Below are 15,820 nucleotides of genomic sequence, written 5' to 3' on the forward strand. Positions count from 1 at the left end.
ATTAATCTCATCCCGACGAAGCAATTCTATTGTTAAAGCCATCATAATGTCCCGTTAAAAAAACATAAGCATATTAAATTAACCATTTGAAGTTAAATAAAAAATGACTCACATTGGTGAGCCATTTCGATTAATCAAGTTCAGCTAAGAAAACCATCAAGCCAGTTTGAATTTCCCGGTTTTGGTATCCGACCAGGCCATCATAATGGAAGATTGAGTTTGTTTATCCAGTGAATCAATAAAACCACTATCGCCAATCGCTGGCGCAAAACCGCTCATTGCCTGAACCAATGAATCTAGTGCATTGGCAGAGAGTGCGGTATATTCACGCTCGCCACGAGTGTCTTTACTGCCCATTTGCGTGATAATGTCCGCACGATTGCCATTGAAGTAGTCAGTAAACGTCACCGAGCCGATTGCTTCAAACTGTCCTTGCTCAGAAGTATCCTCAATATTACGGTTGGTCAACATAACCAGATCGTAGCCACTACGCTGGAACCACAAGTCTTGCCAGTTAAGGTTGTTGAAAATGATCTTGTCACTGTGTTTGATATCTTCAACCACATTATCAATCACATCTCCACTGACTACATAGCTGTTAACCCCTGTGCCACCTTTGAAGTTGTTCTGATATCCGCCCAATACCAACAGATCGTCACCATCGCCGCCGTCAAATTGACTGAATTTGGCAATCACATCCGCGATCAGGTGATCATCACCCGCCCCGCCATTGATCAGAGCATGATAACCCATCAGCTTGATAGTATCATTGCCCGCTCCAGCATCAATCTGATTATAGTTACCGAAAACTGTAGAAAAATCATGATTATTACCCAAATCAACCTGATTGTTGTTACCGATAGTAATCACGTAATCCTGCTCTTCCCCGCTCTCAATGCGATTGAAGTTACCGGAGGCGACGATATAGTCACGTCCTCTGCCCGTCTCGATCACACCACCTTCACCAAAGGCAAAGACCTGATCATCTCCATCTCCCATGTAGGCATAGTTGATACGTCCCGCAACTACGGCAACATCATTACCCTTGCCACCAAACATGATGTTTTCACGCCCCATCAAAGCTCCCATATCATTACCTTCACCACCGGTGAAGATATTGGAGGTTCCTAAAGCGTAATAGACATCGTCACCGCGACCACCCCAGAAGTTATTATTATCTCCCAGATAAGCGCCCAGATCTTTTCCGTCTCCACCCCAGTTAAAATTGTAGTTACCAAGAGAGACATGGATATCGCCATCACCTTGCAGATGACCACTGTTGCGCAGGAAATCGAAAGTTTTTTCCTGCATATGCAGCAGATCATCAGTCAGATTCTGTTTCAGGTTGGAAGCTAACTCTTTCATTTCTTGCTGTTTATCCTGGCTGAACAGAGTTGCAAACAAATTTGGCAGGTTCAGGAAATTAAACCCGAATGGGCGCTCTGAGTTTGCATCTTCTGCTATCGGTGCAGCACCAACATTTTCAGTTGACTCCGTCTGCTCAGTTGGCGCTTTTTCTTTGATTCCGTGATTTTCAAGGAAAGAATTTAATCCATCTGCTCCTGCCGACAGATTTGTCTTCAAACCATTACGTAATGTTTCCGTATCAATAAATGCCTCCAACTGGCTGCCACTGAATTCACCGATAACTTCCAGCATTTCCCGCAGAATAGCGACACCATCCACCGGTTGATTTGAGCGGGAAACAATAGCGCCATCCGATGTGTAATCCACATTAAAGATATCGGCTAATGTCGTATCTGCATTCACGCTGGCAAGGTTTCTCAACAACTTGTTTTTAAGCTGACGAGGCAGATCCGTCGGACTAAAAGTAAAGGTGGTTTTTGCCATTCCTGTTGAGGTGTATTGCTGTGTCATCAAACCAAACAGTGAACCAAGGTTGATATCCAGAATTGACTGGATATTGTCACCGAACATAAAGTTCCAGTTACCGGTTGTTACTTGAATATCAGCACCTTGTCCGCCAACGGCGAAATTAAAGGATAATTTCTCATTTGCCTGCCGGAGCTTATCTGCCCGGCTGAGATTACCCAGCTTTGGTTTATTACCCGCACCACTCAACCATTGGTTGTATTTTTTATTCAGTGTGCTTTCGATATCACTCTTCAGGCCACGGCCACTACGTTTATATTGGGAGTCAAGCTTAGTCAGCGACATATAATCCACGTTACTGGTCATATCCAGCCCTGACATATCCTGTAGATATTTCTTCACACTTTCTACCGTCCACTGTGCTTCCTGCTCAGACAACCAGTCAGGGGCAGAGAATGATCCGGCAATATTTTGCAGGACCCCTGATATGCGGGAAACGCTATCAAATGGATTAAGCATCGGCGGTGTCGGGATGGATTTATCCATCATGACCAACAGATCATTACTGCGGCCTTGATTGAAACTGATATTCCGGTTTCCGATAAACAGTTGCGCACCTTCCAATGCCTGATAACCTGCAATATCAACGCTGTGCTTGCTGTCACCATTCCCCAGATGGACCATGACATTGTTGTCACCAAAGGCCAGCGATTTGAAACCACCCGTACCGACTTTAATACCAACGTTGGTGGTTCCCCAGTTAATGGTTGTAAATTCGCCGTCTCCTGCCTGTACCTGTACATTACCGGAATAACTCACCGGGTTATTGGACGTCATTTCGGCAGGGTAATCCTCATACTGATATTGTTTCGGTGCATGGAATATTTCGGTATTGTCTGTAATAATCCCGCGTGCCCGGTTTTTTCTGCTATCGGTACGCAGACTACCTACACGAGCAAGCGAAACATCGTTTTCAGAGACATTATTGCGTATACGTTCTGAATGACCTTCCAATTCTCCATTCTCATTCCAGTTCAACACGATTTTATTGTCGAAGATCTTATTTTCCAGCGTATTATGTTCTGATTTCGTATACTTACGCCCTGATTTACCGATTGCAACTTCAGTGCGACGGGCAGATACCGTGGTACGGATCCCATTTTCATCAAGAGCTGAAATCAAACGATAAGCAAAGCCATCCCGCTTATCATCACTGAGCAGAGAACATCCTACCAGACTGATATGGTCAAGCGCCCCTCCATATTGGAAGCTATTTTTAAACTGTTTTAAGCGCATCGCCAGCTCAGATGCAGTGTAATCACTTAGCGTCGTGTGATTAAATCCATCAATATCATCACCACCGTGCCCAACAACCTGCCAGCGTATTTTACCGTTCAATAAGCTTGGATCACCGTATACCACCTTATACTGGCCATTGGTATCAAGCTGGACAAGGACACTCTCGTTTGGGTGCTTACCGGTCAGATAAGAGACAGAGTCGGCCACAATAGGATCATCTTCAAGCTGAATAATGACCTGGCCATCAAAACGCATTTTTTTGCGTTCTAATCTCGGAAAGACATCAATAACTTCCCACGTATTGACATCCTGGTTATTCAACGGACGGAGTCTCTCCAGCGTATTTCTCATTGGTGAGCCATCAAAAATTTCCATTGCCAGAATATCTTTCATGGTTGTTTTGTCACCAATTACCGGACGATAAGATGCCAGTACTTGACCATCCAGTACAATCACACGCTCGAAAATTCTTTCCCGCTGACCATTTTTGGACATTTTATAGCTTTCTGCCATGTTCAGGTCTGAACGACTAAAGAAACGTGTAACGTATTTACTGAATTTCTCCACAGATGAAAACTCCACAATCCCAATATTAGGATCATAGAACCCATACATCCGGTTCTCTCCACTGCCTTTTGACCATGCCGCCATGGCATGACCCAATGTATCCAGCTCCAGCAGAATCGGTTGACCATCCACGTTGGTAGCAGTGATTCTTTCAATCATACCTTTTACGGTTAGTGCTTTCTCACCGTTCAGTTTCTCTTTCCATACCTTGGAAGTACCGTCTAACATCGGATCTCTGGCATAGAGTGCAGACAATGTACCCAATAACTTACTGGCGTTGGCTTGTTCAACTTCGGAATATAACTCTGGATTGCTGAGTACCGAAGCGGCGGAGTAAAGTTTATTCAACAAGTCATGACCAACATTTTCCTGGCCGTCATTTTCAAGCTGTTTTGCCAGCAGAACCAATTTCGATAACGGTACACAGCGCCCGCCAAACCCATCATTAGATAAATTCAGCAATAGCAATTGTGGCGCTAAATGTTCACTTGCCTTAGGATCTACTGCGCCAGTAGAAGTAATATCACGGAACAGTCGGCTATATTTCTCCGTTTTTGGCCGAAGAGTAATTTTCAGTGCCCGGTTTTCAATTTCCCATGCCAATGCCCCTTTTTGTTCCGCCGTCCAGTTCCCTTTGACCAACAGATCCACCAGTTGTTTGATGTCCATATCCGAATGGAAGCCATCCACAATACGCTCAGCATGGTTATGTTTGTAACCTGACAGGAAAGCCTTTGTCGCACGCAGATCGCGCTCTATACCTACTTCATCAATCTGAGGTTTCAGTGCCTGCATATAGCGTCTCAAATCACTCTTGATGCCTTTAAGAGCCGTATTTTCTTGTACTTGCTGGTTGGTGCCAGACAGGTAAGAAACAATTTTATCAGCATACTGATTCATCAATTGATAACTGGATTCATGACCATGATAAGTTCGTTCCCCGGAAATGTTATAACCGGCTGTCATTAATCTGGTACGGAGTTTTTCACCTTCATTACCTAAACCTTCATTGTCGGTCAGCAACATAATTGGCGTCTGCTTCGAGATCCCCCGTAGATTCTGTTCTACCGAGAATTTACCATTAACGGCTTTTGCCAATACACCAGTAAGACCGGATGGGTTCGGTATTTCATGAGCAGTGATCGCCTTGGTCATGCTTGGCATCGGCCTGTCTAACAGTAAGCCGGAAACAGCCATGCCTTGTCTGTCAGCGTAACGAGCAAGATCTGCCGCAATTGGCGCACCCATTGAATAACCGTGGATAATGATGTTTTCCGGCTTAATACCACGATCATTAACCAGATAACGGAACATAGTACGTACATCCTGATACATCCCTGATTCCCCCGGATAGCCATCGCTGGTGCCGTAACCCCGCATATTGACCGAGAGCATATCAATACCCTGTTGTTGATAATGCGGCTGAATTTTACTCGCTTGCTCTTCAACAGACGCACCAGAGCCATGGATAAACAACACGACTTTATTTGTCATGTTTGTATGTAACGAGCTTTGTGCCTGATTGTTTTGCGCCTGATAGTAATAACCTTCTAAGCGCCCGATTTCACCCTGTAAGGTAATTTTTTGTGCAACACCCTGGTTTACTGCCAAATTGAGCTTGTTTTGTACCTCCTGACTGATCCGGCGACGTTCTTCTTTTGCACCATACAGTTCATTATTCATGAGGCGAGTCAATGGATTACGCGGTTCTCTCTCACGTGGCAATGATCCATCGTTTGAGATAGCAACTCTCTCCAGTTCATATTCATTGGTTTCATTATTCAGAATTGCTTCAAATGGCTCTCCATTGAGACGGAGATGTTTTTGTTTAACCCGTTCAATATGAACTGCTTGCTGCAATGACCGACCGAAGTCAAACAGATCATTTGGTGTCCAGATACCAAAGGTTGGTCGCCAGACCTTGCCGAGCACTTTCTCCGCGCCTCCCGCCCTGAGAATACGAGCAACGACACTGGAACAATTTTTAGACAGTAACTGATAACGGGCATTCGGATCGCTGCTGATTTTACTCCATTCAGCCTGCATTGCTGCCACATCAAGCCCTTCCAGATTGATGCGGTATACCCGAGCAGGTTCCGTTTTACTGTTTTTGAAATCGGAAATTTCTGCCAGCTCTCTTTCAGCAAATTGATGCATGACGTCGGCAATTGCACTTTCCATACGTTTAGATGTCTGCCTTTGCGCTGCCATACGTAAGGTTTCGGCAAAATTCCGGCCGATTTCGTGCATATCTATGCCGGGATCAGCCCATTGTGCAAGAAATGGCCGGTAAATATATTCCGGTATTTCAGCGGACTTAAGCAGTTCAGGATTAGCGAGGGCCACCATCGCAAAACCTTCACTGACATCCTTGAATTTGGCATCCACCCCTTTGGCTATTCTCAGTTTTTCAATAAACTCTCTCAGTTCAGCAGAACCATCAACCAACCCGAAATCATCATCCTCTTCTGCTTCAACATCAAATGCTAACGTTGGGGCCTGAAAAGCAGGTTGGCTAAGATCATACCAACGAAGCCGCAGATCCGGTTGATCTTGTGTTGAGATATCAAACATCTCGCGTATATCGACAGTTTTACTCCCTGCCGGCCACCAACTGACATAATTTATTTCATTCAAATGCTTGGCATCATCTGCATTGACCAGAACACGTCCCTGACCAATTTGCAATGCTACATGACCAAGAGTGCTGTACTCACTTGGCCGCCAGACATACAATGTTGCACTGACAGGGGATAAGTGCTGTTCAATCGCCAGATGGACTTTTTTCAATCCGGCTATATCAATGCCCCGGCCATCTTTCGCCAGATCACGGGCCGAAAGTTTGGAAAAAACTGCATTTGTGACATCTTGACCATACTCTTTGGTCACGGCTGCCATAACCTGTTGCAGTCCGGCATCGGCGGTATTTCTGGAGATGTGCAAACTGAACTGACCACGTGTCACAAAATCGCCCTGTGCATCCAGATAGAGATGTTTGCTATCCTTGAGATTGGCGTTATCCAGTTTGGTGTATAATTCGCTGAAATGACCTTGGCCTGAGCTTCTCAATGTCGGCTCTGCCAATACTAATGATTCCGTCAGGCGTATGTTAATTTGGGAAAGCAGCAGTTTCATCGCTGGTGCCCGCCCAGATTCAGAGTGCCCAAGCAGATAACCTTCCACCTGTTGGTGTAAATCAGTTAATTTTTCAATCGCATCCAGTGAGTAATCCGGCTTTTCCAGCAGGACTTGTTCATAAGCACGCAGCGCCTCAATCACCTTGCGGTAACTTTCCCCCAGTGGCTTACCTTTAACATAAGCCTTTTTCTGTAACTCATCACCTGACATCAATTTGATATCCAGCAAATAACGCCAGACACCATCCGCTCTTTCCGCGAGAATACGGGTACGCCCCCCTTCAAGGGAAATAATATGATTTTCCACCAGCCGCAACTCAGCAGGGAGTTGTTCATAGTTTTGGTAATTAGCAAAAATGAAATGTTCGATTGTTTTTATCTGTGCCGGATCTTTCGGATTATCAACTTTTATGGTTTTAAACAGAGCAGATCGGGGTTCAGCCCAGGGAAGAACTTCAAAGCTGTTATGTAAGCCTTCACGTATCAAAATATTACGTTCAGTCCGTAAACGATAGAATGGAATCGCTTGATTTAACATGCTATCAATAGCACTCAACTTGATATCCAGATCTATCAGTGAATTGGCGTGGTAACCGTCAGGATCTTGTTCAAGATAACTTTTCTGCTCAGCCGTGCTCAGTGAATCAAAACGTATTTTTACTCTGACGCCGGCATCGGTCAGTCTGTGACCAATGGATTCTAATGGCTTGTCGCGGTAGTGATATACTGGTTTATCCAGCAAGCGAATTTCATTGACCAGACCTTCACGTTGCAATTGACGCAATACTGGCAACTCAACGTTCCAGAAGAAATTCCCTAAACGCAGACCTTCCGGTGCAATAACATAAACATCATCACGCGCACCGGTTGCATAAACGGAACTCCAGAATCCGATATTACTTCGCACCGCTTCGCCGATGGCTGAATGTAGGTTTTCTTGCTTAATATCATCGGGATCAAGGGACATGTTGTTCCAATCCATCAATTTCTTATTGAGTTCAAGGGCAAGTACATTCCCTTTCACATCAATATCATAAACGACTTTTTTGCCATCTTTCTGCGCTGCATCCAGTACATGACGGTAGGCACTGAACTCCCGGCCTGACCAGAATGAAACAATACTTTTCTCACCATGAGGGGGTTTAAAGCTATAACCAAAACGTTCCAATTTAGTCATAAATTGAACGCGCTTATCCCAGTCAAAATCAATGGTGGAATCGACAAATAACTTCGCCAGCGGTGCAATTTGGTCTTTAGGGATGGTATGTCGGATGACACTAAAAAAATTTTCAATAAAGTGAGTCAGCTCATACCTGATGTTGTCATTTATCTCAATATCAACACGTTCACCACCCGGTACAGGGATATAGTTATCTTGTGAAAGCCCTCCGCTCCGGTCATTATTTTTGCTCAACCAACGGTAGATATCCGCGACTTTTGCAGCCCTTGCAGCAATAAAAGGATATGTCGCTCCATTTTGCAGGGAACTCTGACTGCTTTGTGGTTGTGGAACTTGAGAAGTGTTGTCTGAACGGGGATCTGTCCTTCCCAACGCTTTCAGCCCACTCAAATCCAGGCCGGAAACAGGTTGTTCTTTTCGGTTTTCCGATCCTGATACATTTGTTATCGATTCAAGTGCGCCAACAGACGAAGCATAACTATTATTTGATTGATCTGAATTTGATTGATCTGACGACTGCGATGTGTGTAATGACCGTGGCACATGTATGGTGTTCGCATGTCCGGCACGAAGACCTGCATTGATCTGTAGACGTTCGACAGCTTGTTTAGCATCTGCAAGTGCAGACAAATCCTTATCTGACTCTTGCAACTTCTGGCTGAAAGTACCAATTCCCTGCATTAAGGAACCAGAGCCAATATGGCTGGCTGTATTACCGGCACCTTCTGCTTCATAGGCTTTACCTGACCGGCCACTGCCAGCATTGGTAAAATTCGGTTTATGCGCATTGTCCTTCGCTGTAGCTTCTACCTCAGCTTCAATCTCCTGAAGAGTCTGATAACTATTCTGTGCGGCTTTTTCAGCTTGTTTCTGTTGTGTCAGTGCCTCTTCTTTCCGGTATTCTGCCTTAGCCTGAGCATCCGCAACATCTTTCTGGGCATTCAGTTGATCCTGTTTAGATTTAGCAACATTGACTTCCGACTTATCCAGCGCGATTTCTATCTGATCTTGTTGTTTTGAAATAGTGGAAAGTGCATTACCCAATTGCTGGCCTGCCGTTTCTTTTACACTATCCAGTCGTGTCTGGAGGTTGTCCAAAAATCCGCCGGCAAAATCCTGACGCCACTGTGCCCCTGATTTTCCTTGATGGCTTGCGTATGTTTGGTTATTCAGACTGTCAAGTGCTATGGTTTTTGCCAACAATTCATCCGTCACAGCCTGCTCTTCAACCTTGATAGCACTAAGCTGTGATAGTCCGTTAGTGTTCAAGGCATAAAGATCAGTCGTCTCCAACTGAGATTGTGTCTCTGCAATCGCCGCCAGTTGCTTCTCTTTTTCCTGCATCAGATGTTGACGGTCTGCTTCTGCGTTTGCCTTATCATGCAGCACATCACCCGCCACCAACATTTGTGACGGACGTTTCACTTGTGTACTGTCAGAACGATTTGAGGTTGCAATGACATTGTCCAGAATATAACCGCTGCCGTCACTGTTACCGATGCCTTTGAACGCCAGTCGGTTGCTGCCTGCCCGCGCAACCAGCATCAATTGCTTGTGTTGCCAGGTGATTTCATCATTGGACGATGAGAAAACCACCTGCTCATTCCAGAGGACTTCCAGGCCATTATCAATGCTACTGGCTACACGCCTGGCAAAATCAAAATCAAGGGTGATGATTTCACCTGCTTCAAGCTGCCGGAGCTGCTGATAAATAGTGGTATTCGTATTCGCATCCAGCTCAGTGACATATTTACCGTGTCCATAGTTACTCAAGCCATAAGCATCGGCGGAATACTGAGCTTCCATGCCCTCGGTAGATGCCCAACCTGACTCTCTCGCTTCAAAATCACCATTGACAATCAGATTTGGCTTTTGTGTTTTTAGCGGCTGTTCATCGGCATTCATGATGTTTTTCAGTTTGCTGACATCCGGCGTATCGAGCTGATTCACCGAAGCGTGCAAATCCGTGGCTAAGTCTGATCTGACTTCCGCCATTTCAGTCAGTTTGAAACCGTTCAGCGCATTGACTTCCGGCAGATTAATGGCACCACGCCCCCGGTAGCTGCCGGATGAGTTTGCCTCATCACCATACACCAGAAAATTAATGCCCTGACTGCCCATCACCCCCAATAATGTTTGTTTTAATTCACTGAACATCGTGGCCAATTTATGTTTCTCGGTGTGACCGGAAGCCAGCGCAAGGTTGTAGAAATCACCATTACCGATTTGAACAGCAACGTTATTGCGGGCATAGGAGGCATGGATGTTCATCCCGTCGCCCACGTGGATATTGGCATTACCTGTCCCTTTCATCACCGAAACAGTCAAACCGTCACCCACTTTGGTGTTGATATTGTATTTACCCCACGCCACACTCACGGAAACACCGTCACCGATTTTGGTATTCACATTCAAATCACCGTGGGTTGCCACAACACTTAAGCCATTACCCACGCTGGTAGTGATATTACTTTTACCTTTCGCAGCGATAACTTGCATCCCATCGCCGACTTTGGTGACGATATTACTTTGACTCCACAAGGCGCTGAAGCTGTCACCCTGCCCCACCTGTGTCACGATATTGGCATCACCTTTCGCCAGCGTAACCTGACGCCCCTGGCCGACTTTCGTAATAACATTCGCTTTACCCCAGGTACCAGTATAATCATTCCCCTTGCCTACATGGGTGAGGATATTGGCTGTACCCTGCATAATACTAACCGTCTGCCCATCACCGATTTTGGTGACGATATTGGCTTTCCCTTTAGCAAAGTTATAGTGATCGCCTCTCCCCACGTGGGTCATGCTATTGGCATCCCCCCACGCGGCATTGACAGCCAGCCCCTCTCCCACTTTGGTCAGGATATTCAGATGACCTTTGGCAAATCCCACCGTATTGCCGTCACCCACATGGGTCATGATATTGCCAAATTGAGAAACCAGCAGGCCGGCTGTCGTCCCCGCGCCCACTTTCGTCAGAATATTGCCTTTGCCTAATAATAAACCGGCTGTCATGCCCTGCCCGACATGGGTTATTACGTTGGCTTTGGCTGCCGCCACCACACCGAGAAAATCATGCCCGACTTTCGTCACCACATTGGCTTCACCCAGGGCCAATACCCCCGTCATGCCCTGACCGGCATGGGTCATGATATTGGCCTGACCAAACATCGCCGCCAGCGTTGTGCCATCTCCGACTTTTGTCATGATATTGGCCTTACCGGCAAACAGACCAATACTGGTGCCGTTACCCACATGGGTATAAATATTGAGCTGGCCTATCATCAGCGCCGCCGTCAGATCATGACCGACTTTGGTCAAAATATTCGCCTCACCCAACATCGCAGCAAAGGTACTACCATCACCAATGTGGGTCATGCTATTACCCGTTCCTATCATGGCAGCAAGGGTTTCACCGTTCCCCACTTTCGTTGCTATATTGCCTTTGGCCACCATCAGCGCGACACTCAGGCCATCCCCCACATGGGTAAAGACATTACCCAATGCCACCATCAATGCCAGAGCCTGACCGTTCCCCACTTTGGTAAAGATATTGCCCCCGCCGGCCATCATGACGTATGCATCCCCCTGGCCGACATGGGTAAAGATATTGCCGACGGCCAGCATGGCAGCAATAGTTTCACCATCCCCTACTTTAGTAAAGACGTTGCCTGCTGCCCCCATCGCCCCCAGTGTTCTGCCGTTACCGACATGAGTCAGCACATTGCCGACACCGAACATCACGCCAGTAGTCTCTCCGTCCCCCACTTTGGTCAGGATATTGGCCCCGCCTATCATCACACCAGTGGTTTCTCCTTGCCCGATATGGGTCAATACGTTGGCCCCACCGCCCATAACGGCAAAAACCTTACCCTCCCCTTTTCGGGTCAGAATATTGGCCCCACCCAGAGCGACAACTTTAGTCTGGCTGTCATGAGGTGCCTGTAATGAAACTGCAGGAGATAGGTTGATATGGGTGATAACATTAGCAAAACCGCCCCCATTGAAACGCAGTTGCCCCTTTCTGCCTTTCTTGAAAATAACATTGGCAGCCCCAGCGCCATCAAATTCAGTGTCACCGATTTCTGAATTATGCAGAATAACATTGGCCAACCCTGCGCCCTTAAAGTAAACATTGCCACGGGCTACGTTGGATTTAATAACATTGCCACCGCCTGCACCTTCAAACCGGACATCACCGTGACTGTCATCCTGTTTTTGGGATAACAATTCCTGTTCACTGAATTCATGTATATTGGCAATCCGCTCAGAAGTCACGCGGACAGTATTTACACTGTAATGGACTTGGCTGAGTGTATAACTGCCTTTACCGAGGACTTTGTAGCCAGAACGAATATCAACAAATTGATTTGCTATATCTGCTGTTTGATCACCAGCTTTGTACCAAGGTGTGGCAATGTATTTCAGCTCACCGGTTTTAGGATCGTTAGTGAGTTGCACGACCACAACTTTGGTGTATCCTTCCAAGACCTTGGCGTACAGATAGGTATTTTTCATCAGGTTGGATTTCACCGGCTTGACAGCAACGGTTGAACCATCCGTTGAAACCGCATAACCGCCCATTTGAGCATCCGACAAAGTAATATTTTCTGCTGCGATCTGGACACCACCGGCATACGTTACCCACTCATTTTCCGGTAGCTCACTTTCCAGCGCATGTACCGTAAATGACTGGTGTTGTTCAACCATCAGATTTGACAAAGTATAGGCACCATCAATATCGACCACTTGATAACCACCGTAGTCAGAAACATCTTGAGATGCCAGATTTTTGAGATAATTTCCCTTTTTATACCAAGACGTGGTGTAATATTTCAGCCTGCCGGTTTTAGGATCATTATGCAGATGAATTTTATTAACTTTTGTATATTCCTCATCAGCAAATGCAAACAGGTAGGTATTTATGTCTCGCGTGGATTTAATGCCAATGACTTTCTGTGATTCTTCAATCCAGCTTCCTCCCATCGTGGCGGTGGTGAGTACAATTTCTTCTGCTTTTGCGTAAGCAATGCCTTCACCGCTCAAACAATCAGCCTGTCCCTTACGGGTAATTTGGTTATAAGCTCCCCCTCCGATAAAATGAATATTGCCGAAAGTGACATCTGAGTAGAGATGGTTATAACCGCCACCCCCTGCAAATTTAATATCCCCGCTGTTTCCCCGACGATATAAATTGTTATAGGCTGCTATCCCTGAATAGTGCACATTACCAGAATGCCCATCATGTTGAATAACTACCCCGCCAGCCCCACCAGAGAAAGTAATTGTTCCTTCCCCTTCTTTATTGATTTCCGCATATCCCGCCGCACCTTTGACGTTCAGATTGCCAGTAGTATCACTAACTTTCAGATAGGCAGAGCCGCCAACGACGGTATCATTACCTGAACCGGTATAAACCGAAGCACCAATAGAGCCTAATGTAATATGATCATTACCGCCATAAGCATGTATTTGGCCCCCAAATCCGATGGCAACAATATTATTATCACCATCATCTGCGGAATAATTTCCTGTAAAAAAGTATTCAACACTTCTCCAAAATGGTTTTCCCATAAATAAATCCCGGAATAAATGCAAAAATTGAAGATAAAAAAACCCAGTTACAAAACGCAACCGGGCTTCAGTATTTAAATAGATTTTAAAAATGAATGTTTCAAGAATAAATTGAAATCTATGATACTTAATCTGGTCAATTTATTAGATTGATACATAAAAATAAGCTAGCCAGCAGACAGAAATCATTCATTGGAAAGTACCCCATTTTTACTTTTAAAATCAATATAGTTAAATTACAAAGTCTGTTTAACCACCATACTTAGTCCCAATACTCCCACTCAAATGACATAAAAACATCTGATAATATTTTTAATTATATTACTTATAAAAAATACATCGCTCATCTCTAATCAATCATCAGATAATAATGACGGTGTTATTTTTAAATTGAGGGTAAAAGAATGACGGCTCACTGATGTGAGCCATTTTCGTTAATCATATTTAGTTAATAAAACCGTCAGACCAGTTTGGCATTCCCAATTGTGGGTATGTATTAACTTGACCATTCCTATCGTGCCTGCCAGGCCGGAATTAAAGAACAGGTCATTGGTCTCACCATGAATAATACAGGTATTCGGGATACATTACATATCAACATTAATTCTGTTGTTCGCACTTTAAAAACTCTGCCTACGATGTGTAACAACTTCCCCTTTGGATAACATGGAAATTCGTCTTATCTGCGAAGTTAACGAAATGGAGTCTGTTCTTCAAATCCATGCAACCTAGCACTAGTCCTTTAATGTCATGCTTACCTAAATCTTCTGTAAAGATAAAGTTTACACTATATATTTCTTTCATGTAAGACATCAATTTCGTAAGATCTATGGGAGACACAGAATTATGACAAGATGATTTATTCAATAAAGATGAAGTGATTTTATCTAATTCATTATAACCGAGATAAATTAAATTATTGTGTGTTTTGTTTTTTGCAATCTTTACTTTTCCATGGTTAATATATTTTTCAATTCTTGTTCCATTAAAAATAAATTTATTAAATAAATCTATAAAGGAAGATGTAAAAAGACCATCATAATAACTAAAGATATTTTGTGAATTAGCTATAAAATTTGGATTGAGCAGAGCTTCTATAGATATAGAAGAATCTTCTTTTTCACGTACGATTTTGTTTACAGAAATCGGTTTACGTTCTAAAATCCATTCTATTTTTGAACCTGGTAGGATACGTGCAAGTGCAATACCTGTATTTTTTGCTACAGTAAAGGCACTTTTCTGATATTGTGAATTACTGAAAAACATTCCTTTAACATTAGAGCCCGCAATTTGTCTCATTTTTGAATTGAACTCTTCTATATCGTCAACAGGTATTGAGCCAGAATAATTTTTACATTCAATGATAACTAATTGCGAATATTTTTCTTTACCTTTTATAAAGCATTCAATCGAAATATCTACAATTATATTACTTTCTCGTTCTTTAGAAGAATAAGGCTTCTTCTGATGGAATGTGCATAAATCAGGATTTAACCAAGTATTCCCACTGTTCACATATTCTTGAATCAACAAGAAAACTTCATTTTCAAATTTGTTTCCTTTTTCCACGGTATTCAAAGCAAATTCCCTCTCATTATGATGGTAGTTCTTTAATTTCAAATACAGCTCGCCAGTAAATTTACATTTTGTTGAAGTAAAGACACCAAAGTGCTTAGTTCAGATGCACCTTCCTTTGGTGGAGGATAAACACCATATTTTCTGATTGAAGGCAAAACATCTTCAAATACCCAGTCTTGAAATCGTAAAGCAGCTTCACTTTCATCAATTGTAACGATTCGGTACAGACCTGCTTCAGTGACATAAAAGTCGAAATTTGCTTCGAATTCATTTCTTTTATCTAATGTTATTATAACTCTATCTTTTTCTTTCAAAACAGAAAATAACTTGCTTAATAGACCACTAAACCCCTTTCTTTTTGTTCTGGAAGATTTATTATATTTATCAAGGTTTACGTTATCCTTCACTAAAACTCTAATAACGTCAAGAAAGCAAAACAATATTCTACCATCTTGCTCTATAGTTCGTATTGGAACTTCACCATGACTGCCAGGATAAAATATTTCATGTTTAGTCTGTGCCATATAGCCACTGCTTAAAAGTTATGAACATTTAGATGCCAATTATATATAAATTTACTGATATTATCCAAAGGACAGCTCAAATTTATAAAAAGACATTTATCAGAATAAAATTCCATAAAAAAACAACA

The 15,820-nt window shown here is 43.7% G+C and carries 2 protein-coding genes and 2 pseudogenes; 1 reads left to right on the forward strand and 3 read right to left on the reverse strand.

Going from position 1 to position 15,820, the window contains the following annotated elements:
* Positions 1-156 precede the first annotated feature (156 nt).
* The gene (gene rtxA / locus Xind_RS03285; protein ID WP_187649480.1) at positions 157-13,590 is read right to left on the reverse strand and encodes an MARTX multifunctional-autoprocessing repeats-in-toxin holotoxin RtxA; all 13,434 of its coding nucleotides are present in this window, start codon (positions 13,588-13,590) and stop codon (positions 157-159) included.
* Between the two features lie 500 nt (positions 13,591-14,090).
* Between rtxA and Xind_RS03290 the strand changes: the two are divergent.
* A pseudogene (locus Xind_RS03290) lies at positions 14,091-14,298 on the forward strand (IS1-like element transposase); the annotation flags it as partial.
* A 501-nt stretch (positions 14,299-14,799) separates the two neighbouring features.
* Here Xind_RS03290 and Xind_RS20830 read toward each other — a convergent pair.
* Positions 14,800-15,159, reverse strand: a pseudogene (locus Xind_RS20830) (restriction endonuclease); the annotation flags it as partial.
* A gap of 47 nt (positions 15,160-15,206) precedes the next feature.
* A complete protein-coding gene (locus tag Xind_RS03300) occupies positions 15,207-15,692 on the reverse strand; it encodes a BRO-N domain-containing protein (protein ID WP_187649482.1) in 486 nt (161 codons plus the stop codon).
* Between the last annotated feature and the right edge of the window lie 128 nt (positions 15,693-15,820).

It is taken from the genome of Xenorhabdus indica, assembly GCF_014467235.1.
In the GTDB taxonomy this organism is placed as follows: domain Bacteria; phylum Pseudomonadota; class Gammaproteobacteria; order Enterobacterales; family Enterobacteriaceae; genus Xenorhabdus; species Xenorhabdus indica.

Coding starts and splice junctions, on each gene's coding strand:
- Xind_RS03300 (WP_187649482.1), bottom strand. CDS start 15,692: ATGGCACAGACTAAACATGAAATATTTTATCCTGGCAGTCATGGTGAA.
- rtxA (WP_187649480.1), bottom strand. CDS start 13,590: ATGGGAAAACCATTTTGGAGAAGTGTTGAATACTTTTTTACAGGAAAT.